The 25,166-nt window shown below is 72.6% G+C and carries 27 protein-coding genes; 16 read left to right on the forward strand and 11 right to left on the reverse strand.

Going from position 1 to position 25,166, the window contains the following annotated elements:
* The first annotated feature begins 98 nt into the window (after positions 1 to 98).
* From ACFC96_RS24010 to ACFC96_RS24020, 3 genes are all read left to right on the forward strand, one after another.
* Positions 99 to 1,238 (forward strand): PP2C family protein-serine/threonine phosphatase, encoded by a 1,140-nt coding sequence (locus ACFC96_RS24010; protein WP_376614022.1) that lies wholly within the window; start codon positions 99 to 101, stop codon positions 1,236 to 1,238.
* Positions 1,239 to 1,522: 284 nt separating this feature from the next.
* Positions 1,523 to 2,863, forward strand: a complete 1,341-nt coding sequence (locus tag ACFC96_RS24015) for a transcriptional regulator (protein WP_376614024.1) — start codon at positions 1,523 to 1,525, stop codon at positions 2,861 to 2,863.
* A 74-nt stretch (positions 2,864 to 2,937) separates the two neighbouring features.
* Positions 2,938 to 3,483, forward strand: a complete 546-nt coding sequence (locus ACFC96_RS24020) for an NUDIX domain-containing protein (RefSeq protein WP_362905940.1) — start codon at positions 2,938 to 2,940, stop codon at positions 3,481 to 3,483.
* A 16-nt stretch (positions 3,484 to 3,499) separates the two neighbouring features.
* On the opposite strand, the gene ACFC96_RS24025 is transcribed toward ACFC96_RS24020, so the two are convergent.
* The gene (locus ACFC96_RS24025) at positions 3,500 to 3,757 is read right to left on the reverse strand and encodes a hypothetical protein (RefSeq protein WP_376614026.1); all 258 of its coding nucleotides are present in this window, start codon (positions 3,755 to 3,757) and stop codon (positions 3,500 to 3,502) included.
* Positions 3,758 to 3,964: 207 nt separating this feature from the next.
* On the reverse strand, positions 3,965 to 4,825 hold the full coding sequence (locus ACFC96_RS24030; protein WP_376257297.1) for a 3-hydroxybutyryl-CoA dehydrogenase: 861 nt from the start codon (positions 4,823 to 4,825) through the stop codon (positions 3,965 to 3,967).
* A 176-nt stretch (positions 4,826 to 5,001) separates the two neighbouring features.
* On the opposite strand from ACFC96_RS24030, the gene ACFC96_RS24035 reads away from it, so the two are divergent.
* Entirely contained in the window at positions 5,002 to 6,210 is a 1,209-nt protein-coding gene (locus ACFC96_RS24035; protein ID WP_376614028.1) for a glycoside hydrolase family 10 protein, read from the forward strand.
* Between the two features lie 16 nt (positions 6,211 to 6,226).
* Here the strand turns inward: ACFC96_RS24035 and ACFC96_RS24040 are convergent, their stop codons facing one another.
* Together ACFC96_RS24040 and ACFC96_RS24045 are read right to left on the reverse strand one after the other, a co-directional pair.
* Positions 6,227 to 6,421, reverse strand: a complete 195-nt coding sequence (locus ACFC96_RS24040; RefSeq protein WP_100597064.1) for a DUF1918 domain-containing protein — start codon at positions 6,419 to 6,421, stop codon at positions 6,227 to 6,229.
* A 68-nt stretch (positions 6,422 to 6,489) separates the two neighbouring features.
* Positions 6,490 to 7,458 (reverse strand): DMT family transporter, encoded by a 969-nt coding sequence (locus ACFC96_RS24045; RefSeq protein WP_376614030.1) that lies wholly within the window; start codon positions 7,456 to 7,458, stop codon positions 6,490 to 6,492.
* Between ACFC96_RS24045 and ACFC96_RS24050 the strand changes: the two genes are divergently transcribed.
* The 3 genes from ACFC96_RS24050 (at position 7,457) to ACFC96_RS24060 (ending at position 10,070) form a co-directional block, all read left to right on the forward strand.
* Entirely contained in the window at positions 7,457 to 8,893 is a 1,437-nt protein-coding gene (locus tag ACFC96_RS24050) for a PLP-dependent aminotransferase family protein (RefSeq protein WP_376614032.1), read from the forward strand. The two genes, ACFC96_RS24045 and ACFC96_RS24050, sit on opposite strands and share 2 nt — an antisense overlap.
* Positions 8,894 to 8,968: 75 nt before the next feature.
* Positions 8,969 to 9,418, forward strand: coding sequence for a GNAT family N-acetyltransferase (locus ACFC96_RS24055; RefSeq protein ID WP_376614034.1), 450 nt, complete (start codon positions 8,969 to 8,971; stop codon positions 9,416 to 9,418).
* A gap of 76 nt (positions 9,419 to 9,494) precedes the next feature.
* Entirely contained in the window at positions 9,495 to 10,070 is a 576-nt protein-coding gene (locus ACFC96_RS24060) for a histidine phosphatase family protein (RefSeq protein ID WP_376257307.1), read from the forward strand.
* A 1-nt stretch (position 10,071) separates the two neighbouring features.
* On the opposite strand, the gene ACFC96_RS24065 is transcribed toward ACFC96_RS24060, so the two are convergent.
* Positions 10,072 to 10,518 carry a DUF6314 family protein gene (locus ACFC96_RS24065; RefSeq protein WP_376614036.1) on the reverse strand — a complete coding sequence of 149 codons (447 nt, stop codon included), beginning with the start codon at positions 10,516 to 10,518 and terminating at the stop codon, positions 10,072 to 10,074.
* Positions 10,519 to 10,712: 194 nt separating this feature from the next.
* Here ACFC96_RS24065 and ACFC96_RS24070 point away from each other — a divergent pair, with 194 nt between their 5' ends.
* The 6 genes from ACFC96_RS24070 (at position 10,713) to ACFC96_RS24095 (ending at position 16,003) form a co-directional block, all read left to right on the forward strand.
* Entirely contained in the window at positions 10,713 to 11,021 is a 309-nt protein-coding gene (locus ACFC96_RS24070; protein ID WP_376614038.1) for a hypothetical protein, read from the forward strand.
* Between the two features lie 25 nt (positions 11,022 to 11,046).
* The gene (gene argC, locus ACFC96_RS24075; RefSeq protein ID WP_376257311.1) at positions 11,047 to 12,075 is read left to right on the forward strand and encodes an N-acetyl-gamma-glutamyl-phosphate reductase; all 1,029 of its coding nucleotides are present in this window, start codon (positions 11,047 to 11,049) and stop codon (positions 12,073 to 12,075) included.
* Positions 12,076 to 12,163: 88 nt separating this feature from the next.
* Positions 12,164 to 13,315, forward strand: coding sequence for a bifunctional glutamate N-acetyltransferase/amino-acid acetyltransferase ArgJ (gene argJ / locus ACFC96_RS24080; RefSeq protein ID WP_376614040.1), 1,152 nt, complete (start codon positions 12,164 to 12,166; stop codon positions 13,313 to 13,315).
* The gene (gene argB / locus ACFC96_RS24085; RefSeq protein ID WP_116503245.1) at positions 13,312 to 14,247 is read left to right on the forward strand and encodes an acetylglutamate kinase; all 936 of its coding nucleotides are present in this window, start codon (positions 13,312 to 13,314) and stop codon (positions 14,245 to 14,247) included. Before argJ ends, argB begins: the two co-directional genes overlap by 4 nt.
* Positions 14,244 to 15,446 (forward strand): acetylornithine transaminase, encoded by a 1,203-nt coding sequence (locus ACFC96_RS24090; RefSeq protein ID WP_376614042.1) that lies wholly within the window; start codon positions 14,244 to 14,246, stop codon positions 15,444 to 15,446. Before argB ends, ACFC96_RS24090 begins: the two co-directional genes overlap by 4 nt.
* Before the next feature lie 17 nt (positions 15,447 to 15,463).
* Positions 15,464 to 16,003, forward strand: a complete 540-nt coding sequence (locus ACFC96_RS24095) for an arginine repressor (protein ID WP_100597053.1) — start codon at positions 15,464 to 15,466, stop codon at positions 16,001 to 16,003.
* Positions 16,004 to 16,076: 73 nt separating this feature from the next.
* On the opposite strand, the gene ACFC96_RS24100 is transcribed toward ACFC96_RS24095, so the two are convergent.
* From ACFC96_RS24100 to ACFC96_RS24115, 4 genes are all read right to left on the reverse strand, one after another.
* A complete protein-coding gene (locus ACFC96_RS24100) occupies positions 16,077 to 17,048 on the reverse strand; it encodes a bile acid:sodium symporter family protein (RefSeq protein ID WP_376257317.1) in 972 nt (323 codons plus the stop codon).
* 96 nt (positions 17,049 to 17,144) lie between these two features.
* The gene (locus tag ACFC96_RS24105; RefSeq protein WP_376614182.1) at positions 17,145 to 17,837 is read right to left on the reverse strand and encodes an FAD:protein FMN transferase; all 693 of its coding nucleotides are present in this window, start codon (positions 17,835 to 17,837) and stop codon (positions 17,145 to 17,147) included.
* 31 nt (positions 17,838 to 17,868) lie between these two features.
* Positions 17,869 to 18,333 (reverse strand): FMN-binding protein, encoded by a 465-nt coding sequence (locus ACFC96_RS24110; RefSeq protein ID WP_376257319.1) that lies wholly within the window; start codon positions 18,331 to 18,333, stop codon positions 17,869 to 17,871.
* Positions 18,334 to 18,341: 8 nt separating this feature from the next.
* Positions 18,342 to 19,709 (reverse strand): ferric reductase-like transmembrane domain-containing protein, encoded by a 1,368-nt coding sequence (locus tag ACFC96_RS24115; protein ID WP_376614044.1) that lies wholly within the window; start codon positions 19,707 to 19,709, stop codon positions 18,342 to 18,344.
* A gap of 145 nt (positions 19,710 to 19,854) precedes the next feature.
* Here ACFC96_RS24115 and ACFC96_RS24120 point away from each other — a divergent pair, with 145 nt between their 5' ends.
* Together ACFC96_RS24120 and ACFC96_RS24125 are read left to right on the forward strand one after the other, a co-directional pair.
* Complete coding sequence (locus tag ACFC96_RS24120) at positions 19,855 to 20,583, forward strand: response regulator transcription factor (RefSeq protein WP_376257323.1); 729 nt, start codon at positions 19,855 to 19,857, stop codon at positions 20,581 to 20,583.
* Positions 20,580 to 22,049 (forward strand): sensor histidine kinase, encoded by a 1,470-nt coding sequence (locus tag ACFC96_RS24125; RefSeq protein ID WP_376614045.1) that lies wholly within the window; start codon positions 20,580 to 20,582, stop codon positions 22,047 to 22,049. The genes ACFC96_RS24120 and ACFC96_RS24125 overlap by 4 nt, the downstream gene beginning before the upstream one ends.
* Here the strand turns inward: ACFC96_RS24125 and ACFC96_RS24130 are convergent.
* Positions 22,043 to 22,756: a L,D-transpeptidase family protein gene (locus tag ACFC96_RS24130; protein ID WP_376614046.1), complete on the reverse strand. Its 714-nt coding sequence runs from the start codon at positions 22,754 to 22,756 to the stop codon at positions 22,043 to 22,045. The two genes, ACFC96_RS24125 and ACFC96_RS24130, sit on opposite strands and share 7 nt — an antisense overlap.
* A gap of 3 nt (positions 22,757 to 22,759) precedes the next feature.
* The gene (locus ACFC96_RS24135; RefSeq protein ID WP_376257329.1) at positions 22,760 to 23,347 is read right to left on the reverse strand and encodes a pyridoxamine 5'-phosphate oxidase family protein; all 588 of its coding nucleotides are present in this window, start codon (positions 23,345 to 23,347) and stop codon (positions 22,760 to 22,762) included.
* Positions 23,348 to 23,587: 240 nt separating this feature from the next.
* Here ACFC96_RS24135 and argH point away from each other — a divergent pair, with 240 nt between their 5' ends.
* The gene (gene argH, locus ACFC96_RS24140) at positions 23,588 to 25,015 is read left to right on the forward strand and encodes an argininosuccinate lyase (RefSeq protein ID WP_376257331.1); all 1,428 of its coding nucleotides are present in this window, start codon (positions 23,588 to 23,590) and stop codon (positions 25,013 to 25,015) included.
* Positions 25,016 to 25,166 lie beyond the last annotated feature (151 nt).

Here is a 25,166-nt window from a genome sequence, read left to right on the forward strand (position 1 = left end):
AGTGGCGGTGATCCGCTCCGATCGGGGCGGGCGGTCGACAGAATCGTTGCGGCCGCAGGGCTGACCGCGCTGAACAGGGCCTTAGGGAGGCCGTCGGCATGATCCGTAACCATCCGAGGACGCCCTCCCGACCACCCCGCACCTCCTTCAGATCCCGGCTCGCCCGCTCCCGCTCCCGATCCCTTCGCGTGCGTCGCGCGCTCGATCTGGCGCTGCCCACGGCCTGGGGCGCCGTGGCGATCACCTTCAAGCTGGCCTGCCCGCTCGCGCAGGAGACCGGACTCGGCGCGCGCATCGCGTCGAGTGCCGTGTTCTTCGCCGTCGGCACCGGTCTGATACTCCATGTGCGGCGCGGCCTCCAGCGCGAGCTGCGGCAGCTGCGCAGGATCGCGGGGGCCGCACAGAACGTGCTGCTGCGCCCGCTGCCTCCCCGCATCGACGGCCTCGCCATCGCGGCGGGGCAGCTCTCGTCCGACCGGGGCGCCACCGTGGGCGGTGACCTCTACGAGGCCATCGCGACCGACCACGGCGTGCGGGTGGTCATGGGGGACGTCCGCGGGCACGGCCTCGCCGCCCTCGCGACCGTCGCCGCCGTCCTCGGCAGCTTCCGCGAGGCCGCGCACGACGAGGTGGAACTGACCTGCGTACTGAGGCGACTCGAGCGGGCCATGGCCCGGCATCTGCGCGAGCGGTCGCGGGACGAGCATCCCGCGGCCGGCGGCGCCGAGCCGGTCAGTCCGGTCGCGGAGGAGTTCGTCACCGTTCTGCTCCTGGAGATCCGGCAGGACGGGGAGGTGCTCGCGCTCAACTGCGGGCACCCGTGGCCGTATCTGCTGCGCAGCCATGTGGGTTCCGCCGCCGTGGCGCGTGGCTACGCCGAGTTGGTCGCGGGCGGTGATCCCCTGCCGCCGCTCGGCCCGTTCCCGCTGCCGGCGGAGCTGCCCGTCGTCGCGTGCGGGCGGCTTCTGCCCGGGGAGGGGCTGCTGCTCCACACCGACGGGCTCGAGGACGCGCGGGACGCCCGCGGCCGATTCTTCCCGCTGCCCGCCGCGCTCGCCGAGGCCGTACGCGTCCAGCCGGTCGTCCCCAAGGCCGTCATCCGTGCCGTGTACGCCCAACTCCTGCGCCATACAGGTGGGTTGCCGAGCGACGACGCCGCGCTTCTCGTGCTGCGCAACGACCGTAGGCGGGTCCCGATGCAGCACGGGGAGCCCTGTGTCCACAGTGCTGCCCAGTGAACGGAGCCGCCGCGTGACGTGACCCCGGGGCTCTCGCCCCGGGGCGCGCCGTCCGCCGGCAGCGGAGTGTCGGGCAGGCAGCCGGTCGGACGGCGCACAACGGGCCGCCGCACTGTATGAGGGGGAGCCGGCGGCCCGGCCGGCCTCTTGCGAGGCAGTTCAGTCAATCGAGTTGCATCACGCCACAAAAGAGTGCGCACCACCCGGATTCGGGCACTCGGTTCACACCCCGTGTGAAGCCCGCTCCACTACGCTGACGGCACCGAGGCACCGGAGGGCCCTCCATGCAGCCCAACACCTTGCTCGACGCGATCCTCGACGAGGCCGGGATCTCCCATGCGGGCCTCGCCGCACATGTGAACCAGGCGGGCCGCGTCAGGGGACTCGCCCTGCGCTACGAACACACCGCCGTCGCACGGTGGTTGAAGGGACAGCGGCCACGCGGCCAGGTGCCCGACCTCATCTGCGAGGTCCTCGCCGCCCGGCTGCAGCGCCCCGTCACTCTCGACGACATCGGCCTGGGCATGCCCGGTGAACCGGCGCCCTCGCCCGGCCAGAGCCTGTCCGGATTCGTCGAGCGGGCCACCGCCCTGTGGCGCTCGGACGAACAGCAGCGGCCCCACATACTGGGCGCACCCGCCGTCACCGGGACTCCGGCCGTGATGCCCGTGTGGGAGTGGGAGAACCCGCCCGAGGACACCGATGTGTCGCGCGGCGGGCGCCACCGCGTCAGTGCCGCCGACCTGGAGATGATGCGCTCGGCCCGCGCGCACTACGAGCAGATGTACCGCAAGGCCGGCGGCATCGCGACGCGCACCCGCATCGTCGGCTTCCTCAACACGGAGGCGGCGCCCCTGCTGCGCGGCAGTTACACCGACGAGACGGGCCGCCAACTGCACCGCGCCACCGGCGGGTTGGTCGCCATCGCGGGGATCTGCGCCTACGACTCCGACGCGCACGGCCTCGCCCAGCGCTACTTCCACCAGGCCCTGCGCCTCGCCAAAGCGAGCGGTGACCGCGGTCTCGGCGCCTATGTCATCGCCCTCCTGGTCAACCAGTCGCTCCACATGCGGCAGTACCGGCAGTCGGTGGCCTTCGCGGAGGCCGCCCTGCGGGCCGCCGGACGCCACATCACCCCGGCGCTCGCCTCGGATCTCTACGCGATGCAGGCCAAGGCGTACGCACACCTCGGTGACGGCAGCAGCGCCCTGTCCTGCATCCGGCGCGCCGAGTCGGCGGCCGACCGCATCCGGCGCGGTCACGAACCGGACGAGACGGGCTACGTCCAGCCCGGACTCGTCAACGTGCAGGTGGCGGAGGCCCTGTTGAGCCTCGGCGACCTCACCTCGGCGCGTGAACACGCGGCGGCGGCCGTGCACAACCCCGCCCATGACCGGGGGCGGGTGCACCGGCTCGCCATGCTCAGCCAGATCGAGCTGAGACAGGGCAACGCCGAGAAGGCGGTCGCGATCGCCGTGGAGATGGCCGAGCGGGCCCGGGGAATGGAGTCGCAGCGGCTGCGCGACAGACTCCGGGCGGTGCGCGAACACCTGGTGCGCAACGGCTGTGCCGGCACGGCCGAGGCCGCCGAACTCATCGACGGAGCACTGCGCGTACCGCTCTGAGCCCGACCTGCACCGCTCTCTCACGCTCCGCTGCTGCGATATTGCCATCTAACTCGGCGGAAGGTGGCAGAACCGTGCAGTGGACGAAACAGAACGAACAAACGGTGTATGAAAACCGCTGGTTCCGGGTCAATCTCGCGGATGTGGAGCTCCCGGACGGCAGGCATCTCGACCACTTCGTCATACGGCTGCGGCCGGTCGCCGTGGCCACCGTGGTCAATGACGCCAACGAGGTGCTGCTCCTGTGGCGGCACCGCTTCATCACCGACAGCTGGGGCTGGGAGCTCCCGGCGGGGGTGGTCGAGGACGGCGAGGACATCGCCGCCGCGGCCGCCAGGGAACTGGAGGAGGAGACCGGCTGGCGGCCGGGACCCTTACGCCATCTGATGAGCGTGGAGCCGTCGAACGGTCTCGAGGACGCCAGGCACCACGTCTACTGGGCCGAGGAGGGTTCGTACGTCGGCCATCCCGAGGACGACTTCGAGTCGGACCGCCGGGAGTGGGTCCCCCTCAAGCTCGTCCCCGACATGGTCGCCCGCGGCGAGGTCCCGGCCGCCAACATGGCGGCCGCGCTGTTGATGCTGCACCATCTCAGGCTGGGGCAGGACACCCCGGCCTGACCCGGACGAGAGGGGGCTAACGTCCGAACGCCTGCCAGACGGCGAGGCCGAGGGCACCGGCCGCGGTGATCGTGGCGACGGCCTGCAGCGGCCATCGGGTGTGCTCGAGCTGGGCGACCCGGGTGTTCAGGTCGTCCTGATCCTTGACGCTCTGTTCATCGCGCTGGGTGAGCAGCGCCAGCTTGCCGTCGACGCGGGCGAGACCCACATCGAGGCTGCGGCGTAACTCCGCGAGTTCTTCCGGGACCACGGGACGCTCGGGGTCGGCGGTCACGGGTCGGCTCCTTTCCGTAGTCGGCAGATCCGTTGCCTTACGCACGGAAAGTCAACTCGCCTGGTGGGTACGGCGGGAGAGTGTGCGATGGGCATATGCGGGCCCGGTGCGCACACGGTGTGCGAATGGTTCGGGCCCGGCACTCCGAAGAGCGCCGGGCCCGAACTTCCGACTACACAGAGTCAAGCGGCGTGGAGCCGCGCGGGGTCACGAGTACTGGTAGAAACCCGAGCCCGTCTTGCGGCCGAGACGGCCCGCGTCGACCATCCGCTGGAGCAGCGGGGGAGCGGCGTACAAGGGCTCCTTGAACTCCGCGTACATCGAGTCGGCGACCGAGGCGACGGTGTCGAGGCCGATGAGGTCGGAGAGCTTGAGCGGGCCCATGGGATGGGCGCAGCCGAGCTCCATGCCGTTGTCGATGTCCTCGCGGCTGGCGATGCCCGACTCGAACATCCGGATCGCGGAGAGCAGGTACGGGATCAGCAGCGCGTTGACCACGAAGCCCGAGCGGTCCTGGGCGCGGATCGCGTGCTTGCCGAGGATCTTCTCGACGAGGGACTGGGCGCGGCTGATGGTGCCCTCGGAGGTGGTGAGGGCCGGGATCAGCTCGACGAGCTTCTGCACGGGCGCCGGGTTGAAGAAGTGGATGCCGATGACGTGGTCGGGGCGCGAGGTCGCCACGGCCAGCTTGACCAGCGGGATCGAGGAGGTGTTGGACGCCAGGATGGCGTCCTGCCGGGTGACGACCTGGTCGAGCACCTGGAAGATCTCGGTCTTGACCTGCTCGTTCTCGACGACGGCCTCGATGACGAGGTCCCGGTCGGAGAACTCACCGAGGTCGGTGGTGAAGCTCAGGCGGGCCAGGGTCTCGGCCAGCTCCTCCGCACTGATCTTGCCGCGCTCGGCCGCCTTGGAGAGGGAGTTGTGCAGCCGGGTACGGCCGATCTCCAGGGCCTCTCCGGTGGTCTCCGCCACCATGACGTCCAGACCGGCGCGGGCGCAGACCTCTGCGATCCCGGCTCCCATCTGGCCGCAGCCCACCACTCCGACGCGCTGGATGTCCCCCATAGGGTCGGTCACCTCGTGCCTTTCGCTGTTCTCCGGCCGGCAGGACTCCGGGGTTCCGGCGCCCGCCTCGGCCCTGCACGTTACTCGGAGCCTCCCAGGTGTGAGGGGCCGGGTCGGGCATGCTGTCCCCAGTGCGGCCCGGGACGGCTGGGCACCATTGGCCATTGGGTGGTCGGATGAGGCATTTGTCACGCAGGGGCTTCACGGTTGCGGCGGCGGCCGCGCTGGCCGGACTCGCCGCCGGGGACGCGACGGCGGCCACCGCCGGTCGTGCCCCGGTCGCCAGCGACATGCGGGGCATGTGGCTGGCGACGGTGGCCAACGTCGACTGGCCCTCGAAGCCGGGCCTGAGCGCGGCCCGGCAGCGTACGGAACTCATCGCCCACCTCGACACGGCGGTGGGTCGGCACCTGAACGCCGTGGTCTTCCAGGTACGGCCGACGGCCGACGCGCTGTGGCCCTCCCCGTACGAGCCCTGGTCGGCGGTCCTCACCGGGGTGCAGGGCAGGAGCCCGGGCTGGGACCCGCTCGGCACGGCCGTCACGGAGGCCCACCGGCGCGGGCTCGAGCTGCACGCCTGGTTCAACCCCTACCGCGTCGCGAACCACACGGACCTCTCCCGTCTCGTGTCCACGCACCCGGCCCGCCTCCACCCCGACTGGGTCGTCCCCTACGGCGGGAAGCTCTACTACAACCCGGGCCTGCCGGACGTGCGCACGTTCGTCCAGGACGCGATGCTCGACGCCGTCAGCCGCTACGACATCGACGCCGTGCACTGGGACGACTACTTCTACCCGTATCCGGTCGCGGGCCAGGTCTTCGACGACGACGACGCCTACGCGGCGTACGGCGGGAACTTCCCTGACCGGGACGCGTGGCGGCGCGACAACACCGACCGGCTCGTGCGCGAGATGGCCGCGAGCGTGAAGCGGATCAGGCCGCGCACCCAGTTCGGGATCAGCCCCTTCGGCGTGTGGCGCAACGCCGCGACGGACCCGCTCGGCTCGGACACCCGGGCCGGGGTGCAGACGTACGACGACCTGCACGCCGACACCCGCAAGTGGGTGCGCGAGCGCTGGATCGACTACATCTGCCCGCAGGTCTACTGGAACATCGAATTCGCCGCCGCGGACTACGCGAAGCTCGTGCCCTGGTGGTCCGACGTCGCCCGCGGGACGGGGGTGCGCCTCTATGTGGGCGAGGCGCTCTACAAGGCGGGCGATCCGGCGCAGCCCGCCGCGTGGCAGGATCCGGCCGAGCTCTCCCGCCACCTCACCTTCGCCGAGAGCTATCCGCAGGTGAACGGACATGTGTACTTCTCGGCGACGGAGGTGGGCACCGACCGGATCGGCGCCATGGCCCGGGTGGTCGAGGACCACTACTGAACGGGCCAATGTGTGATCAGGGGGCCGGCTCCTCGTGCTGCACGACGGAGTCGGGACCCGGTGACATCACCGCCTCGTGACCGTCCTGGAAGCGGACCCTGAACGGCGGCTCGCCGTCGTGGCCCATGATCTCGACGATTTCCGCGACCCGGTCGTGCTCGCCCACGGTCCTGCCGTGCACCCGCAGATGGTCGCCCTTGGTGGCACGCATGAGTGACCTCCTCGTCCCTCGTCGACCCGTACCTCAAGGGTAGGACCGAGTCGCCGGGTCGGGGAGCCTCAGCCGCGGGAGCGTTGGGTCACTGCGATGCACACGAGCACGGCCGCCGCGGTCAGGGGCGCGGCGGGGGAGAGGCTCTCGCCGAGCAGGAACACCGACCAGACCAGGGTGAGCAGCGGCTGGGCCAGCTGGAGCTGGCTCGCCTTGGGGATGCCGATGACGGCCATGCCGCGGTACCAGACGACCAGGCCCACGAACTGCGAGCCCGCGGCCACCCAGAGCAGCCCCGCGACGGCGTGCCCCGTCAGGTGCACCGGCTCGTGGCTCAGAGCCACGAGCGCCCCCGGCACGGCGAGCGGCAGGCACATCACGAGTGCCCAGGCGATGACCTGCCAGCCGGGCATCACGCGGGCCAGGCGGCCGCCCTCCGTGTAGCCGGCGGCGCAGACGAGGAGCGCGCCGAAGAGATACAGGTCGGCGGTCGTGAGCGTGCCGCCGCTCTGCTGCACGGTGAACGCGATCACGGCGGCGGCGCCCGCGCACGCCGCGATCCAGAAGCTGCGCGAGGGCCGCGCGCCGGTGCGCAGCGCGGACAGCAGGGCGGTCGTCAGGGGCAGCAGGCCGACGACGACGGCGGAGTGCGCGGTGGTGGCCGTCTCCAGGGCGAGCGTCGTGAGCAGCGGGAACCCGAGCACGACGCCCGCGCCGACCACGGCGAGAGCGGCCCAGTGGCGGCGCTCGGGGACCGCGACGCGCAGGGCGAGCAGACAGGAGCCGGCGATCACGGCGGCGAGGACGCTCCGCACGGTGACAAGACTCCAGGGCCCGAACCCTTCGAGCCCCCAGGCGGTGGCGGGGAAGGTGAGCGAGAAGGCGGTGACGCCGAGCGCGGCGAGGACGGTCCCGCCACGGGTCGTCTTCGCGGTCAGGGGCGTGGGGCCAGGGCGTGCCGGGGAGGCCGCGGTGGAGGCCTCGCTCGCGTCAACTGCTATCCCGGTGGGGGTGGTAGCGCTATTCTCTGTCCTCATGCATGAGCGTAGCAGCGTGGGTGAGCTGGCGGAACGGCTGCGGGGGGAGCTCGATCGCTACTCTCCAGGTGGAAAGCTGCCGTCCAGTCGGGCTCTCGTCGAACGGTTCCGGGTGAGCCCGGTGACGGTGTCGCGCGCGCTCGCGCAGCTCGCCGCGGAGGGCCTCGTCGTGACACGCCCGGGGGCCGGGGCGTTCCGCGCGGAGCCCCGCGCCGCGGCACAGCCGGCCGGTGACACCTCCTGGCAGGCGCTCGCGCTGAGCGCCGACTCCGCGGCCGAACTGGTGCCGCGGGCCGTGGACGCCTCCGGAGTCCTGGTCACGCTCTCCGCCCCGCCGCCGGGAGTCGTCGAGTTCAACGGCGGCTATCTGCACCCCTCGCTCCAGCCGGAACGCGCCATGGCCGCGGCCCTGGCCCGCGCGGGCCGCCGCCCCGGCGCGTGGGGGCGGCCCCCGGTCGACGGCATCCCCGAGCTGCGCGAGTGGTTCGCCCGCGGCATCGGCGGCGCCATCACCGCCGCCGAGGTACTGATCGCGTCCGGCGGCCAGTCCGCTCTGGCCACCGCGCTGCGCGCCCTCGCCCCGCCCGGCGCGCCCGTCCTCGTCGAATCACCGACGTATCCGGGCATGCTGGCGATCGCGCGCGCGGCGGGGCTGCGGCCCGTGCCCGTGCCGGTCGACACGGACGGGGTGCGACCGGAGCTGCTCGCCGAGGCGTTCCGGGCGACGGGGGCGCGTGTGTTCGTGTGCCAGCCGCTGTTCCAGAACCCCACGGGCGCGGTCCTGTCCGCGCGGCGGCGCCCCGAGGTGCTGAGGATCGCGCGCGAGGCCGGCGCGTTCATCGTCGAGGACGACTTCGTGCGCCGCCTCGTCCACGAGGACGCGGGACCGCTGCCCAGGCCGCTGGCCACCGACGACCACGACGGCGTCGTCGTCCATGTCTGTTCCCTGACCAAGGCGACCTCGCCGAGCTTCCGCATCGGCTGCCTCGCCGCGCGCGGCCCCGTCCTCGAACGGCTGCGGGCGATTCAGGTCGTCGACCACTTCTTCGTGCCGCGCCCGCTCCAGGAGGCCGCCCTCGAACTGGTCGGCTCACCGGCCTGGCCGCGCCATCTGCGCACCGTGGCCGCCCACTTGACGGTACGCCGCGACACGATGACGGCGGCGCTGCGGACCACCCTGCCCGAACTCACCGTGGGGCACGTGCCGTTGGGCGGCTATCTGCTGTGGCCGCGGCTGCCCGACGGCACGGACGAGGCGGCGCTCGTCGCGGGGGCGCTGCGCGCGGGCGTCGCCGTCGCGCCCGGGCGCCCCTACTTCTCCGCCGAACCCCCGGCCCCGCACATCCGGCTGAGCTTCGCGGCGGTAGCCGGGCCCGCGGAGATCACGGAGGGCGTCCGCCGGCTGCGGGCCGCGTGCGACGAGGTGCTCGAGTAGGCGAGGGGCGGGTTCCGCGCCCGCAGGCCCGAAACCTGCTCGACGGTCACCGGCCCCGCCTGCGAATCTCGCGTCATGACCGACACGCACACCACGGCCCCCGCGCTCCCCGACGGCTACGAGATCTCGACCGACACCGCCCGCGTCGACGCGGAGCGCGTGCACCGCTGGCTCTCCACGGACGCCTACTGGGCCATGGGCCGCGCCCGCGAGCACCAGGACCGGGCGATCGCGGGCTCGCTGAACTTCGGGGTGTACGAAGCCGCTTCGGGCGAGCAGGTCGCGTACGCCCGTGTCGTGACCGACCACGCCACCTTCGCCTGGCTCTGCGACGTCTACGTGGACCGGGCCGTCCGCGGCAAGAACGTGGGCACCGCGCTCGTCGCCGCCGTCCGCGGCCACCTGGAGCCGCTCGGCCTGCGCCGCATCGTGCTCGCCACGCGGGACGCGCACGGGGTGTACGACAAGGTGGGCTTCGCGGGGCTCGCCGAGCCGGAGAACTGGATGGTGCTGACCCTGCGGTGAGCGCGCGGCCGGGCGCATGCGCCCGGCATACGCCCCGTCTCTTGACCGCGGCCGCGGCACGCCCCACGATCACCGCATGCCCGTTCGCGTGACGCTTCTCGCCGCCGCGCGCAGCGCCTCGCTGCTCGCCGAGCGCTTCGACGACGACCGGCCCCTCGACCACACAGGCCGGTACGAGGTGGAACGGGCCTCGCCCGCCCTGGTGCCGCTCGCCGCGGCGGAGTTGCGCTACTGCGCGCCCACCGCCCGGAGCCGCGGGACCGCGGAGGCGCTCGGCCTCGCGCCGCTGGCCCAACTCGCCCTGAGGGACTGCGACATGGGCCGCTGGCGCGGGCGCACGCTCGCCGAGGTGACGGCGGTCGAGCCGGGCGCCGTCGACGCCTGGCTGCGCGACCCGCGCTCGGCGCCGCACGGTGGGGAGTCGCTGCTCGCGTTCATATCGCGGGTCGGCGGCTGGCTCGACACACGGCCGAACGACGACGGCGCGACCGTCGTGGCGGTCGCCGAGCCGGCCGTCGTGCGGGCGGCGCTCGTCTACGCGCTCAAGGCGCCCCCGCCGACGTACTGGAACATCGACGTGCGCCCCCTGTCGGCCGCCGTCCTCACGGGGAGCGCGGGCCGCTGGAGCGTGCGGCTCGACGCCGCGGTGTGAGTCAGGGCGCGGCGCGCGTGTACGCGGTGGTGAGCACCAGGTCCTTCGCCGGGCCCCTGACCCGCCACTCCATCCGCCAGCGGTCCGGTCCTGTCACCTCGAACTCGCCGCGGTAGAGGTCCGCCGCGCAGGGGTGGTCCGCCGTGTGGCGGCCGGTGCGCAGGTCCAGGTCGTGGAAGAAGCGGCCGTCGGAGAACCGCACGACGGCCGTGCCGGGAGCGTCGCCCGGCAGGAACCGCAGATTGCGTTCGGCGGGCCGGGCGGTGCCGTGCCACACGAAGGTCCCCGCCTCGTGGTGCAGCAGCCCGCCCGCGTCGTCGGACGTGAAGTCCGTGGTGCCGGAGAAGGTACCCACCGCGTCGCCGACGAGGTCCCGCACCGTCCGCTCGACGTGCCACCGGCCCGCCAGATGGGCCAGCACGTCGGGAACCGGCCAGGCCTCACTCATCTCGTCCCACCCATCTCGTTGCCCGTGCTCCCCATCCTGCCGCCTGCCGCGACCCGCCCGGCGACAGGGTCGCGCCGCCGGAAACGCCGTGCGCCACCGCGGCCCCCGTCACGCCGGGGTGCGGACCGCGTCGTCGACGGCGCGAGGCGACCGTCCCGGTCGGCGACGGCCTCCAGGTTCAGGGTGACCTGAGCGTGATCCCGCGGTCCCCTGCGCCTTCGTCGCCCGGCAGCTCCGCGCGCCGAGGCACTCCGACCGGCGGGCGCGTTGCCGCGGCCGGGCAGGAGTCCCCGAACACTGCCGCGGGCGACGATCCGCGCACCCTCGTCGCGGGGGAGGGTGCCTGTCACCGGACGGACCGCGTCGCCGCCCCCGGCCTCGCGCTCGGCCTGATCGAGAACACCGTCGTCGCCTGTCCCATCCACCCGGGACAGGGCGGCACGGGCATCGCCCCCGGCCGCCCCTTCGTCCTACATTGCATAAACGTGCATGCGGGCGTATAGTCATGCCATCCAAGAGGAGGGTTCCATGGCGGTACGCGTAGCAGTGGCAGGGGCAAGCGGATACGCGGGCGGAGAGCTGCTGCGTCTGCTGCTCGCTCATCCCAATGTGGAGATCGGCGCCCTGACCGGCAACTCGAACGTGGGGCAGCCCCTCGGTGCGCTCCAGCCGCATCTGGTGCCGCTGGCCGACCGGATCCTGGAGCCGACGACCGCGGAGGTGCTCTCCGGTCACCACGTGGTCTTCCTCGCGCTGCCGCACGGGCAGTCCGCCGCAGTCGCCGAGCAGCTCGGCGAGGACACCCTCGTCGTGGACATGGGCGCCGACTTCCGGCTGAAGGACGCGGGCGACTGGGAGAAGTTCTACGGCAGCGGGCACGCCGGTACCTGGCCCTACGGCCTTCCCGAGCTGCCCGGTGCGCGCGCGGCGCTGGAGGGCACCAAGCGCATCGCGGTCCCCGGCTGCTACCCGACGGCCGTCTCCCTCGCGCTCTTCCCCGCGTACGAGGCCGGGCTCGCCGAGCCGGAGGCCGTGGTCGTCGCCGCGTCCGGGACGTCCGGCGCGGGCAAGGCGCCCAAGCCGCACCTGCTCGGTTCCGAGGTCATGGGCTCCATGTCCCCGTACGGCGTGGGCGGCGGCCACCGGCACACCCCCGAGATGATCCAGAACCTGGGCGCGGTCGCCGGTGTGCCCGTGTCCGTCTCCTTCACGCCGACGCTGGCCCCGATGCCGCGCGGCATCCTCGCCACGTGCAGCGCCAAGGCGAAGCCGGGCGTGAGCGCCGAGAGCGTACGGGCCGTCTACGAGAAGGCCTTCGCCGACGAGCCGTTCGTGCACCTGCTCCCGCAGGGGCAGTGGCCCGCGACCTCTTCGGTATACGGCTCGAACGCCGTGCAGGTGCAGGTCGCGTACGACTCGGCGGCCGGCCGGATCATCGTCATCAGCGCCATCGACAACCTCACCAAGGGCACCGCGGGCGGCGCCCTGCAGAGCATGAACATCGCCCTCGGTCTCGACGAGACCACCGGGCTGACCACGGTCGGAGTCGCGCCGTGAGCGACGCACGCGCAGCCACCGGGCCGCAGACGGGTACGAAGGCCGCGCCGCCGCGCTGCGTGGGCGGAGAAGCGAACGAGGAGACACAGTGAGTGTGACGGCAGCCAAGGGATTCACGGCCGCGGGCATCGCCGCCGGGATCAAGCAGAACGGCAACCCGGACCTGGCCCTCGTGGTCAACCGCGGGCCCCGCCTGGCCGCCGCGGGCGTCTTCACCTCCAACCGTGTGAAGGCCGCGCCGGTGCTCTGGTCGGAGCAGGTCCTCAAGGGCGGGCTCGTGTCCGCCGTCGTCCTCAACTCCGGTGGCGCCAACGCCTGTACGGGGCCCAAGGGCTTCCAGGACACGCACGCCACGGCGGAGAAGGTCGCGGAGGTGCTCGGCCTGAACGCGGGCGAGGTCGCCGTCGCTTCGACCGGCCTCATCGGCGAACTCCTGCCCATGGACAAGCTCCTGCCCGGCGTCGACACGGCGGTCGCGCAGCTCAGCCCGCACGGCGGTGAGAAGGCCGCCGTCGCCATCAAGACCACCGACTCCGTGCACAAGACCGCGGTGTTCGAGGGCGACGGATGGACGGTCGGCGGCATGGCCAAGGGCGCGGGCATGCTCGCCCCCGGCCTCGCCACCATGCTCGTCGTCCTGACGACGGACGCCGACCTGGAGGCCGACGTCCTGGACAAGGCCCTGCGGAACGCCACCAAGGTCACCTTCGACCGCGTCGACTCCGACGGCTGCATGTCGACGAACGACACCGTGCTGCTCCTGGCCTCCGGTGCCGCCGAAGTCGCCCCCGAATACGCAGAGTTCGCCGAGGCCGTCCGCACGGTCTGCGACGACCTCGGACGCCAGCTCATCGGCGACGCCGAAGGCGCCAGCAAGGACATCAGGGTCGACGTCGTCAACGCCGCGACCGAGGACGACGCCGTCGAGGTGGGCCGCTCCATCGCCCGTAACAACCTCCTCAAGTGCGCGATCCACGGCGAGGACCCCAACTGGGGCCGGGTGCTGTCCGCGATCGGCACGACGTCCGCCGCCTTCGAGCCCGACCAGCTGAACGTCGCCATCAACGGCGTCTGGGTCTGCAAGAACGGAGGCGTCGGCGAGGACCGTGAGCTCGTCGACATGTGCTTCCGGGAGGTCGTCATCACCGCCGACCTGGCGGCCGGCTCCGAGACCGCGACGATCTGGACGAACGACCTGACCGCGGACTACGTCCACGAGAACAGCGCGTACAGCTCATGAGCACGACACGGAAGCACACCGCGCTGCCCAAGGCGCAGATCCTCATCGAGGCGCTGCCCTGGCTCACCCGGCACCAGGGCAAGACCGTCGTCATCAAGTTCGGCGGCAACGCCATGATCGACGAGGACCTCAAGGCAGCCTTCGCGCAGGACGTCGTCTTCCTGCACCACGCGGGCCTCAAGCCCGTCGTCGTGCACGGCGGCGGACCGCAGATCAGCAAGGCCCTCGACCGGCACGGCATCGTCAGCGAGTTCAAGGCCGGCCTGCGGGTCACCACCGAGGACGCGATGGACGTCGTGCGGATGGTCCTGGCCGGCCAGGTGCAGCGCGAGCTCGTCGGGCTCCTCAACGAGCACGGCCCCCTCGCCATCGGCCTCACCGGCGAGGACGCGCACACCATCACCGCCACCAAGCACAAGCCCGAGATCGGCGGCGAGCTGATCGACATCGGCCGGGTCGGCGAGATCACCGAGATCGACACCGGCGCCATCGAGGCCCTGCTCGCCGACGGCCGTATCCCGGTCGTCTCCTCGATCGCCCGCTCCCAGGACGACGGACATGTCTACAACGTCAATGCCGATACGGCGGCCGCGGCACTCGCTGCGGCGCTGGGCGCCGAGACCCTGATGGTCCTGACCGACGTCGAGGGCCTCTACGAGGACTGGCCGAACTCCGACGAGGTCATCAGCAGGCTCACCGCCAAGGAGCTGGAGAAGCTCCTTCCCGAGCTGGCCAGCGGCATGGTGCCCAAGATGGAGGGCTGCCTGCACGCCGTGCGGGGCGGCGTGACGACCGCCCGCGTCATCGACGGCCGGGTCCCGCACTCGATCCTGCTGGAGATCTTCACCGACGAGGGCATCGGCACGATGGTCGTGCCGGACGCCCCCGAGGCCACCGACGTGAGCGCCATCGACGCACAGGGGGAGTCATGAGCAACCAGGAGCTGACCGCGCGCTGGCAGGGCGCGCTCATGGACAACTACGGCACGCCCCGGCTGCCGCTCGTCCGCGGCGCGGGCGCCAAGGTGTGGGACGCCGACGGCAACGAGTACGTCGACTTCGTCGGCGGCATCGCGGTCAACGCCCTCGGCCACGCGCACCCCGCGGTCGTCCAGGCGGTCACCGAGCAGATCGCCTCCCTCGGCCATGTCTCGAACCTGTTCGTCGCCGAGCCGCCCGTCGTGCTCGCCGAACGGCTCCTCCAGCTCTTCGGCCGGTCCGGCCGCGTGTACTTCTGCAACTCGGGAGCCGAGGCCAACGAGGGCGCCTTCAAGATCGGCCGCCTGACGGGCCGTTCGCACATGGTCGCCACCCAGGGCGGCTTCCACGGCCGGACGATGGGCTCTCTCGCGCTGACCGGCCAGCCCGGCAAGCAGGAGCCGTTCGTACCGCTGCCCGGCGACGTCACGCACGTGCCGTACGGCGATGCCGAGGCGCTGCGGGCGGCGGTCACGGAAGACACCGCGCTCGTGATCATCGAGCCGATCCAGGGCGAGAACGGCGTCGTCGTACCGCCCGTCGGCTACCTCAGGGCGGCCAGGGAGATCACCCGGGCCACCGGCACCCTCCTCGTCCTCGACGAGGTGCAGACCGGCATCGGCAGGACCGGCCACTGGTTCGCGTACCAGGCGGAGGAGGGCATCGACCCCGACGTCGTCACGCTCGCCAAGGGGCTCGGCGGCGGACTGCCCATCGGCGCGACCGTCGCGTTCGGCGAGGCGGCCGAACTGCTCAAGCCCGGTCACCACGGCACGACGTTCGGCGGGAACCCCGTCGCCTGCGCGGCCGGCCTCGCGGTGCTCGACACCGTCGCGGGAGAGGGCCTCCTGGAGAACGTGAAGCGCGCCGAGGCGCGGCTGAGGGACGGTATCGCCTCACTCGGGCACCCGCTCGTCGGCCACGTAAGGGGCGCCGGACTCCTCCTGGGTATCGTGCTCACCGAGCCGCTCGCGCCCCAGGTGCAGCAGGCGGCTCAGGACGCCGGCCTCCTGGTGAACGCGCCCGCCCCCGATGTCGTACGGCTCATGCCGCCGCTCAACCTCCACGACGACGAGGTGGACACCCTTCTCCAGGCGCTGCCCGGCGTCCTGGACAAGGCCCTCGAAGGGGCCGACGGGGAAGGACGATCCTGAGGAATGGGACGACGACGATGAGTCAGGCGCAGGACAACGAGCACGCCGCGGGACCCGCCGTGCCGCAGACCCGCACCGCGCGTCACCGCCGGATCGTGGACATCCTCAACCGGCAGCCGGTGCGTTCGCAGAGCCAGCTGGCGAAGCTTCTCGCCGACGACGGCCTCACGGTCACGCAGGCGACGCTCTCCCGGGACCTGGACGAGCTGGGCGCGGTCAAGATCCGCAACACCGGCGGTGAGCTGATCTACGCGGTGCCCAGCGAGGGCGGTTTCCGCACCCCGCAGGCCCCACTCGGCGGCTCGGCCAAGGAGGAGCGGATGCGGCGGCTCGCGGGCGAACTGCTGATCTCCGCGGAGGCCTCGGCGAACCTTGTGGTCCTGCGCACCCCGCCCGGCGCCGCCCAGTTCCTCGCGTCGGCGATCGACCAGGCGGAACTCCAGGTCATCCTGGGCACGATCGCGGGTGACGACACCTTGATGCTGATCAGCCGTGACCCGGCCGGCGGGCAGGCCCTCGCCGACCATCTGCTGCGGCTCGCCCAGAACGACCACTGAGTGCGCTGACTCGTTCGGGTTCGCGCCCCGGACCGCCCGGATGCACGGGCGGTCCGGGGCGCTTTCGCGTTCCTCAGGCCTGCTCGGCGCGGCGCGCCCGGTACGACATCCAGGCCGCGACCAGGGCGCCCGACACGTTGTGCCAGACGGAGAACACGGCCGCGGGGAGCGCCGCGAGCGGACTGAAGTGGGCCGTGGCCAGCGAGGCGGCGAGCCCCGAGTTCTGCATGCCGACCTCGAACGCCATCGCGCGGGACGCGGGCGCCCCGAGGCGGGCCACCTTTCCGGCGCCGTAACCGAGCGCGAGGCCGAGGCCGTTGTGGAGGACGACGGCGAGCAGGACGAGCCCGGCCGCCGACTTGATCGCCGTCGCGCTGCCCGCGACGACCACGGCCACGATGACGGCGATCGTCAGCGCCGAGATCCAGGGCAGGACGCCGAGCACCCGGTCGATGTACCGGCCGAGGACCAGGCGCACGACGAGCCCCGCGACGACCGGCAGCAGCACGGTCTTGAGGATGTCCGTGACCATCGACCCCGCGTCCACGGGCAGGAACTCGCCCGCGAGGAGCAGGGTCAGCGGTGGCGTGACGAGCGGGGCGAGCACGGTCGAGACGGTGGCGACGGAGACGGACAGGGCCACGTCGCCGCGCGCCAGGTAGGTCACCACGTTGGAGGCCGTGCCGCTGGGGGCGCAGCCCACGAGGATCACGCCCGCCGCCAACTGGGGCGGCAGGTCCAGGGCGTTGGCTATCAGCCAGCCGAGCCCCGGCATGATCACGTAGTGCGCGACGAGCCCGAGGCCGACGGCCCAGGGCCGCTTCGCGACGCCCTTGAAGTCGTGCGGGGTCATCGTGAGCCCCATGCAGAACATCACCACACCCAGCAGGTACGGGACGTTCGTCTTCCAGCTCGCGAAGGCGTCCGGCAGGGCGAGCCCGATGCCGCCCGCCGCGAGCACGAGTACGGGGAACACGGTCACGGCCAGGCGCGCCGCGCGGTTGCCGGTGTCCGTCGGCTGGGGGATCAATTGTTCGGTCTGCACCGGGTGATGCAACGCCGCGGCCCGGCGTGCCCGCAACCCCGTCTCGTTATGTGGTCCCTACATCTTCATGGGGCCGTCACATTTCCCCCGCCCTCGTCAGGGCGTCACCGACCAGGTCTCCCCGTCCGCCGTCACCGCGAACGCCGTGACACCGGGCTGCGCCTCCAGACACGCCCGTGCCCCCGGACCCATCGCGTACGCGGCGGTCGCCCAGGTGTCCGCGTCGGTGAGCCCCTCGTGCACGACGGTCAGGGAGGCGAGAGCGCCGACGGGCGCCCGCCCGGTGTGCGGGTCGACGATGTGGCAGCCACGCTCCGCGGGACCCGACGTGGCCACCGCGAGCGCGCCCTGCCGCGACTCGACGACCGCCGCCACCTGACCCGGACACAGCGGATGAGCGACGCCCACGCGCCACGGGCCGCCGTGGAGCTGGACGTCACCGCCGCCGTTGAGACAGACGCCGGTCGCGCCCGCGGCGAGCAGCCCTTCGGCCGCCCGCTCCACCGCCCACCCCTTGACGAGGCCGCTCGGGTCGAAGCCGCCGGAGTGCTCCGCGCTGAACCAGCCACCGGTGTGCTCCCGCGCCCGCTCGCACAGTCGCAGCACCTCGCGGACCTCGGGCGCACAGTCCTGGGGCGCGAGCTCGCCCCGGGCGAGCCGGCTGACCGCGCTGTCCTCGCGGTACGTCGAGAAGACGGCGTCCACATGACGCAGCCACGCCTCCGCCTCGTCGAGCGCCCGCGGACCCGCGTCCCCGCCGCGCACCGTGATCGAGAACACCGTGCCCATGGTGTGCACGACCCGGTGCAGACCGGCCGCGTCACCCACGGGCCCGGTCCAGCGCGCTCTGCAGCGACGAGATGTAGCCCTCGCTGGTGAACGTGGCACCCGAGACCGTGTCGATCCGGGCGCTCTGGGCGTCCAGGGTCTCCTGCACGAGGGTCGGGACCGAGGACGAGGCGATGTCCACGCTGCGCCGGTCGCCCGACGGGGTCCTGACGGCACGGGCGGCGGTGATCTTCGCGCCGTCGACGGTGATCTCGACCTGGACGGGGCCGTAACGCGTCTGCACGGTCTCGCCGGTCAGCGTCCGGCTGCCGTTCGCGCTGCCGGACCCGGTGTCGGACCCGGTGCCGCCCGAGGCCGCCGGGGACCGGCCGGACGTCGGGGCTTGCGGGGCCGCCGTGACCGGCTGCGAGTGCGGCTTGAGCGCGAGCGCCAGCGTCGTCACGGAGACGGTCGCGACACAGGTCAGGACGGTACGGCGGATCGGATGGGCTCTCATGGCGCGGCTCACAGCTCGAACGACTCGTAGTGGACACGGGAAGCGGGCACACCGGCCTCGCGCAGGGCGTCGTACGAGGCGAGCGCGAGGCCGTGCGGCCCGCACAGGTACACGTCGTGGGCCGCGATGTCCGGGAGCATCCGGCGCAGTCCGTCCGCGGTGACGTCCGTCCGGGTGCCGTCGGCGTCGTTGAGGACGTACACGAGGCGGGCGCCGCGGCCGGCCGCGATCGACTCCAGTTCACCGCGCAGCGCCAACTCCTCGGCGGTGCGCGCCCGATAGAGCAGCGTCAGGTCGCCCGGCGCCGCCGGCAGCGTCTCGAAGAGCGTGCGCAGGGGCGTGATGCCCGTGCCGCCCGCGAGCAGCAGCACCCGCCGCGAGCGCCGCAGCCCCGCCGTGAGCGCCCCGTACGGCCCTTCCGCCCACACACGCGTGCCCCGCGTCAGACCCGCGACGGACGCGCTGTGGTCGCCCAGCGCCTTCACCGTGATCCGCAGGAACCCGCCGCGCGGCACCGCCGACAAGGAGTACGGGTGCGAGGCTCCCCGCATGCCGGGCGCGAGGAAGCGCCAGCGGAAGAACTGACCCGGCTCCGCGCCGAGCGCCTCCAGCCGTCGGCCGCTCACCCACACCGACGACACCCCCGGCGCCTCCCGCACGACGGCCTCGACGCGCAGCCGGTGCCGGACGTTGAGCCGCACCGGCACCAGCACCCGGAACCACAGCACCAGCGCGGCCACCCCCAGATAGAGGGCGTACCAGGCCGCGCGGGCGGCTGCCCCGCCCGCGAAGTCCGCGCCGAGCGCCAGCTGGTGCCCGAACGCGAGGAAGATCGCCGCGTACGTCAGGACGTGCAGGTAGTACCAGGTCTCGTACCGCATCCGGCGGCGCACCGCCCGTGCCGACACGAAGCCCACCAGCGCGAGCACGGCCGCGCCCGCCGTGCCCTTCAGCATCTCGGGGTAGTCGAGGACGATCGTGCCGAGCTCCGACACGGGGTCGGTACGGCTCTGCGCCGCGTATCCGAGAGTGATCAGGACGATGTGGCCCAGGAGCAGACCGACCGTCCAGCGGCCGGCCGAGGCGTGCCAGCGTGCCGTCCTGTCGCTGCCCAGCCGCTTCTCCAGAAGCGGCACTCGCGCCATCAGGGCGACGAGGAGCGCGCACATGTAACCGCACATCAGGCCCATGATCCGGCCCGCCCCCGTCAGCCAGCCGTCGGCGCCGGACACGATGCCGGTACCCTGCCACCACAGGCCGAGCACCGCGGCCCCGCCCGCACCGGCGGCGGCCAGGAGCGGCACCGCGGGGGAGCGGCGGCGCGCCGGGCGCGGGGCGCGGTGGCGCAGCGGCGGGGGGCTGTGCGTGGTGGTCACCGGAGCGGCTCCTCGTCGGATCGGGGTCGGGCGGGCCGGGCAGAACGCAACTCTGCGGCCCGAACCTCTGAGCGGGCTCTGAACGGGCGGCCCCGTGCGTACCTCAGAGCGAACTCACAGCAATCCGAGAGAGTCTTGGGACGACATGAACGAACGCCCCGCACTCACCCGCCCCGACGGCACCCCCGTGCGCGTCCTCGTCGTCGACGACGAGCCCGACATCGCCGAGGTCGTCACCGGAGTCCTGCGCTACGAGGGCTGGGACGTCCGCACCGCCGGGAACGGCCGTGACGCCGTGCGCGAGGGACTCGACTTCCGGCCCGACGCCGTCGTCCTCGACATCATGCTGCCGGACCGCGACGGCCTGTCCGTCCTGCGCGAACTGCGCGCCGCGCAGCCGCACGTCTGCGTGCTCTTCCTCACAGCCCGCGACACCGTCGAGGACCGGGTCACCGGCATCACCGCGGGCGGCGACGACTACGTGACCAAGCCGTTCAGCCTGGAGGAACTGGTGGCCCGGCTGCGTGGCCTGCTGCGTCGCGCCGGCATGACCAGGGAACTCGCTGAGAGCGCTCAGCTCACCGTCGGTGACCTGGTGATGGACGAGGACGCCCGCGAGGTCACGCGCGGCGGCACGGGCATCGACCTGTCGCCGACCGAGTTCGAGCTCCTGCGCTGCCTGATGCGCAACCCCCGACGCGTCCTGAGCAAGACCCAGCTCCTCGACCGCGTCTGGTCCTACGACTTCGGCGGCCAGGCCCATGTCGTCGAGCTCTACGTCTCGTACCTCCGCAAGAAGATCGACGCCGGCCGCGAACCCATGATCCACACGGTGCGCGGGGCCGGGTACGTCCTGAAGCCGGCGGCTCGATGAACCGGCCGCGCCCGCGCATGCCGCACACCCTGCGCGCCCGGCTCACCACCGGGCTCGTCCTGCTGCTCGCCGTCAGCTGCGCGGCCGTCGGCGTGGCCGCGGTCGTCGAGCTGCGCGGCTTCCTCACCGGGCGGCTCGACCAGCAGCTCCACGAGGCCGGCAGCGCCCTGCCCGCCAGCATCGAACACGGCGGCCGGGCGCGCGACGACCACGACGGCGACGAGCACGCCGACACCCGCCGCCAGTCCACCGGCACCCTCGGCGTCCGGCTCGTCGGCGGCGCCGTCACCGGCGCCGCCGTCGTCCGGGCGGGCTCCGACCCGGCCGACCTGCGCGTGCGCCTCTCCGACGCGGACCGAGAGGGCCTCGCCCGCCTGCCCGTCGACGGGTGCGGCCACACCGTGCGGCTGTCGTCCCTGGACCGCTACCGGGTCGAGGCCTTCGAGGGGAGGGACGGCGACGTCCTCGTCACGGGCCTGCCGCTGGAGCCTCTGGAAGCCACCGTGCACCGTCTCGAACTCGTCGCGGCGGGCGTCTTCGGGATCGCGCTCGCGGCCACCGGCGTCGCCGGCGCCCTCTGGGTGCGCTGGTCCCTGCGCCCGCTGAGCCGGGTCGCCGCCACCGCCACCCGCGTCAGCGAACTGTCGCTCGCGAGCGGCGCGGTGGTCCTGCCGCCGCGCGCCCCCGAGTCCGACCCGCGCAGCGAGGTCGGTCAGGTGGCGTCCGCCTTCAACCGGATGCTCGGCCATGTCGAGGACGCGCTCACCCGCCGGCACGCCTCGGAGGAACGACTGCGCAGCTTCTCCGCCGACGCCAGCCACGAGCTGCGCACCCCCGTCGCCTCCATCCGCGGTCACGCGGAACTCGCCCTTCTGCACCGGGGCCCCGTACCCGCCGAAGTCCGCCGTGCGCTGGAGCGCATCGCCGCGGAGTCCGGACGGATGGGCGAGGTGGTCGAGGACCTGCTCCTGCTCGCCCGTCTGGACGCGGGCCGGCCCCTGGAACGCGAGCCGGTCGACCTCACGCGCCTCGTCCTCGACGCGGTCACCGACGCCAGGGCGGCGGGCCCGGGGCACCGCTGGACCATGGAGCTCCCGGAGGACCCGGTCACCGTCACGGGCGACGCGCACCGCCTTCACCAGGCCGTCGCCAACCTCCTGGCCAACGCCCGTCTGCACACCCCGCCCGGCACCCGGGTCACCGCCCGCATCGAGGCCGACGAGCTCGGGGTGTCGCTGTCGGTACGGGACGACGGCCCCGGCGTCCCGGAGGAGATCCGCGACGGGATCTTCGAACGCTTCACCCACGGCGACCGGCCCAGACCGTCCGGGGCGGGCGGCGGCACGGGACTCGGCCTCGCGATCGTCACGGCGGTCGCCGAGGCACACGGCGGCACCGCGACGCTGCGCAGCGAGCCGGGCGAGACCGTGTTCACGGTCCGCCTTCCGAAGGCGTCGCCTCAGTAGCGCGTGATCGCGGTCGCGCCGCTCGCCGTGCCGATCGCGATGTGCGGCCGGCGGCCGGGCTCGGCCCAGCGCAGGATGCGCCGCATCGCGTCCGCCGGGACCGACACGCACCCGGCCGTCGCCCCGCGCCCGTTCACGTGCAGGAAGATCCCCGCCCCGCGCCCACGTACGGGCCGGTCGTAGTTGTAGGCGATGACGAAGGCGTGGGCGTATTGGGTCGCGTACGACACGAGGTGCTCGGACTCGGCGGCGCGGCAGTCGGCCGGGCGCGGCTCGGTCCAGCGGTTGTAGGAGCGCGAGTCGTTGTCCTGGCACCACCACGAGTCCTGGTGCACGCGCCGGTAGGCGGTGGTCGTGCCGGCGGGCGCGGGCTCGATCCCGAAGGCGTAGGGCAGGCCGTACAGGCCGGTGGGCGTGGTGTACGTGCCCTGCTTGCGTGAGCCGCCGTCGGCGAGCCCCTTCGCGCCGAACCGCGCCGCCGCCGAACCGGCCGCCACCCACCGCCCGTCGCGCCGGTCCCACCAGGTGACGGTGCCGGTGGTGGAGCCCGTGCCGGCGGCCTGCGCGGTGACGAGCTGGGAGCCGCCGCCCGTGTCGGCCATCCGCGCGGGCAGCGGCGCGGCGGGCCCGTCGGGCGGTGCCGCGCCCAGGGTCAGCAGGGCGATCGCCGCGGTCAGGGACGCGATGGTGACGGATCGTGCACGCATGTGTCAGACGGTAGTCGGGGGCAGCGGGAGCGGCAGCCCGGGAAGTCCGTCGATGCTGCGCTCGATGTGTTCCTTCTTCTTGAAGTACTCGCTGAGGGAGGCGTCGTCCTCGCGCGCGAACCGCCTTCCGTGCAGGTCGCGGTCCGCGTCGTACGACATGAAGGGCACCGCGTATCCGCAGCTGTCGCGGATGAGGTGGGCGGTCACGACGACGATCGCGCGCAGGCCGTGGAGGCTGGGGTCGATGTCGGGGAAGTGTTCGAGCAGGTCTTTGAACCGTGCGTCGTCACGGAAGACGGGTTCTCCGTGGCCGTGCACCCGGACGATGTTCGGAGGGCCCTGGAAGGCGCACCACATGAGGGTGATGCGGCCGTTCTCGCGCAGGTGCGCGATGGTCTCGGCGGTGCTGCCGGCGAAGTCGAGATAGGCGACGGTCCGCTCGTCGAGCACGGCGAAGGATCCCGTCAGTCCTTTGGGCGAGAGGTTCACCGTGCCGTCCTCGGCGAGGGGCGCGGTCGCGGTGAAGAACATCGGCTGCTCCTCGATGAAGGTGCGGAGCCTGCCGTCTATGCGTTCGTAGGTCTTTCCCATGGTTCTGGATTATCGGCCGAGATCGTTCGCCTGTCTAAGGATTTCGCGCGTCTCGCACCCTGGAGGGGGCGATTGACGAATCATGCAGTCGAATGCATACTCATGCATGACGTCATCGACGTCTTCGCCCCGTCCTCGAACAGCGCGGCGAAGCGCGACCTCGCCTGACACCCGTTACGGGAAGGGGCGGGACGGGGAAGAGAAAACCCGCCCCGCGTCACCGCACATCTAGGAGCAACCGTGAGCAGCAACACCGGCGATGTCCGCCTCTGGGGCGGCCGGTTCGCCGACGGCCCCGCCGAGGCCCTGGCGAAACTCTCCGCCTCGGTCCACTTCGACTGGCGCCTGGCGCCGTACGACATCGCCGGCTCCCGCGCCCACGCGCGCGTGCTGCACAAGGCGGGCCTGCTCACCGAGGACGAGCTGACCCGCATGCTCGCCGGCCTCGACCAGCTCGAAGCGGACGTGGCGGACGGCTCGTTCGTCGGGACGATCGCCGACGAGGACGTCCACACGGCGCTGGAGCGCGGCCTGCTGGAGCGGCTCGGTGCCGACCTCGGCGGCAAGCTGCGCGCGGGCCGGTCCCGCAACGACCAGGTGGCCACCCTCTTCCGGATGTACCTGCGTGACCACGCGCGCGTCATCGGCGGCCTCGTCGCCGACCTCCAGAGCGCGCTCGTCGGCCTCGCCGAGGCGCACGCCGACGTCGCCATGCCCGGCCGTACGCACCTCCAGCACGCCCAGCCGGTCCTGTTCGCGCACCACGTCCTCGCGCACGTCCAGTCCCTGTCCCGGGACGCCGAGCGGCTGCGGCAGTGGGACGAGCGCACGGCGGTCTCGCCCTACGGCTCCGGCGCCCTGGCCGGTTCGTCGCTCGGCCTCGACCCGGAGGCCGTCGCGAAGGACCTCGGCTTCGAGCGCGGCTCGGCCGGCAACTCCATCGACGGCACCGCGTCGCGGGACTTCGTCGCGGAGTTCGCCTTCATCACCGCGATGATCGGCGTGAACCTCTCGCGCATCGCCGAGGAGATCATCATCTGGAACACGAAGGAGTTCTCCTTCGTGACCCTCCACGACGCCTTCTCCACCGGCTCGTCGATCATGCCGCAGAAGAAGAACCCGGACATCGCCGAGCTCGCCCGCGGCAAGTCCGGCCGCCTCATCGGCAACCTGACCGGCCTCATGGCCACGCTCAAGGCCCTCCCGCTCGCGTACAACCGCGACCTCCAGGAGGACAAGGAGCCGGTCTTCGACTCCTGCGACCAGCTCGAGGTCCTGCTGCCCGCGTTCACCGGCATGATGGCCACGCTCACGGTCAACCGGGAGCGGATGGAGGAGCTCGCCCCGGCCGGCTTCTCGCTCGCCACCGACATCGCCGAGTGGCTCGTCAAGCAGGGCGTGCCGTTCCGCGTCGCGCACGAGGTCGCCGGCGAGTGCGTCAAGGAGTGCGAGCAGCACGGCATCGAGCTCGACCAGCTCACGGACGAGCAGTTCGCGAAGATCTCCGAGCACCTCACGCCCGAGGTGCGCACCGTCCTCGACGTGCCGGGCGCGCTCGCCTCGCGCAGCGGCCGGGGCGGCACCGCTCCTTCGGCCGTCGCGGTGCAGCTCGCCGAGGTGAAGGACGACCTCGCCGTGCAGCGCGCGTGGGCCGACGCCAAGTCCTGACCTGCCTTTTGTGTGGCCCGGCCCCTGCAGGGGCCGGGCCACACCGCGTTGTCAGTGGCTGCCTCTAGAGTCTCCGGCAGTTGATCAACATCGGCTCACAACCGGTGCTCGTGACGCGTGCCTTCGGCGCGCCCACGACCGATGGTCGACA

This window comes from Streptomyces sp. NPDC055955 (assembly GCF_042270245.1).
In the GTDB taxonomy this organism is placed as follows: domain Bacteria; phylum Actinomycetota; class Actinomycetes; order Streptomycetales; family Streptomycetaceae; genus Streptomyces.

Excerpts from the sequence above, each read along its gene's own strand:
- ACFC96_RS24035 (WP_376614028.1), top strand. The coding sequence starts at position 5,002 with ATGAGGCATTTGTCACGCAGGGGCTTCACGGTTGCGGCGGCGGCCGCG.
- ACFC96_RS24010 (WP_376614022.1), top strand. The coding sequence starts at position 99 with ATGATCCGTAACCATCCGAGGACGCCCTCCCGACCACCCCGCACCTCC.
- ACFC96_RS24090 (WP_376614042.1), top strand. The coding sequence starts at position 14,244 with ATGAGCAACCAGGAGCTGACCGCGCGCTGGCAGGGCGCGCTCATGGAC.
- ACFC96_RS24120 (WP_376257323.1), top strand. The coding sequence starts at position 19,855 with ATGAACGAACGCCCCGCACTCACCCGCCCCGACGGCACCCCCGTGCGC.
- ACFC96_RS24045 (WP_376614030.1), bottom strand. The coding sequence starts at position 7,458 with ATGAGGACAGAGAATAGCGCTACCACCCCCACCGGGATAGCAGTTGAC.
- ACFC96_RS24130 (WP_376614046.1), bottom strand. The coding sequence starts at position 22,756 with ATGCGTGCACGATCCGTCACCATCGCGTCCCTGACCGCGGCGATCGCC.
- argC (WP_376257311.1), top strand. The coding sequence starts at position 11,047 with ATGGCGGTACGCGTAGCAGTGGCAGGGGCAAGCGGATACGCGGGCGGA.
- ACFC96_RS24060 (WP_376257307.1), top strand. The coding sequence starts at position 9,495 with ATGCCCGTTCGCGTGACGCTTCTCGCCGCCGCGCGCAGCGCCTCGCTG.
- ACFC96_RS24055 (WP_376614034.1), top strand. The coding sequence starts at position 8,969 with ATGACCGACACGCACACCACGGCCCCCGCGCTCCCCGACGGCTACGAG.
- ACFC96_RS24125 (WP_376614045.1), top strand. The coding sequence starts at position 20,580 with ATGAACCGGCCGCGCCCGCGCATGCCGCACACCCTGCGCGCCCGGCTC.
- ACFC96_RS24135 (WP_376257329.1), bottom strand. The coding sequence starts at position 23,347 with ATGGGAAAGACCTACGAACGCATAGACGGCAGGCTCCGCACCTTCATC.
- ACFC96_RS24040 (WP_100597064.1), bottom strand. The coding sequence starts at position 6,421 with ATGCGTGCCACCAAGGGCGACCATCTGCGGGTGCACGGCAGGACCGTG.
- ACFC96_RS24030 (WP_376257297.1), bottom strand. The coding sequence starts at position 4,825 with ATGGGGGACATCCAGCGCGTCGGAGTGGTGGGCTGCGGCCAGATGGGA.
- ACFC96_RS24050 (WP_376614032.1), top strand. The coding sequence starts at position 7,457 with ATGCATGAGCGTAGCAGCGTGGGTGAGCTGGCGGAACGGCTGCGGGGG.
- ACFC96_RS24065 (WP_376614036.1), bottom strand. The coding sequence starts at position 10,518 with ATGAGTGAGGCCTGGCCGGTTCCCGACGTGCTGGCCCATCTGGCGGGC.
- argB (WP_116503245.1), top strand. The coding sequence starts at position 13,312 with ATGAGCACGACACGGAAGCACACCGCGCTGCCCAAGGCGCAGATCCTC.
- ACFC96_RS24110 (WP_376257319.1), bottom strand. The coding sequence starts at position 18,333 with ATGAGAGCCCATCCGATCCGCCGTACCGTCCTGACCTGTGTCGCGACC.
- ACFC96_RS24015 (WP_376614024.1), top strand. The coding sequence starts at position 1,523 with ATGCAGCCCAACACCTTGCTCGACGCGATCCTCGACGAGGCCGGGATC.
- ACFC96_RS24095 (WP_100597053.1), top strand. The coding sequence starts at position 15,464 with ATGAGTCAGGCGCAGGACAACGAGCACGCCGCGGGACCCGCCGTGCCG.
- ACFC96_RS24105 (WP_376614182.1), bottom strand. The coding sequence starts at position 17,837 with ATGGGCACGGTGTTCTCGATCACGGTGCGCGGCGGGGACGCGGGTCCG.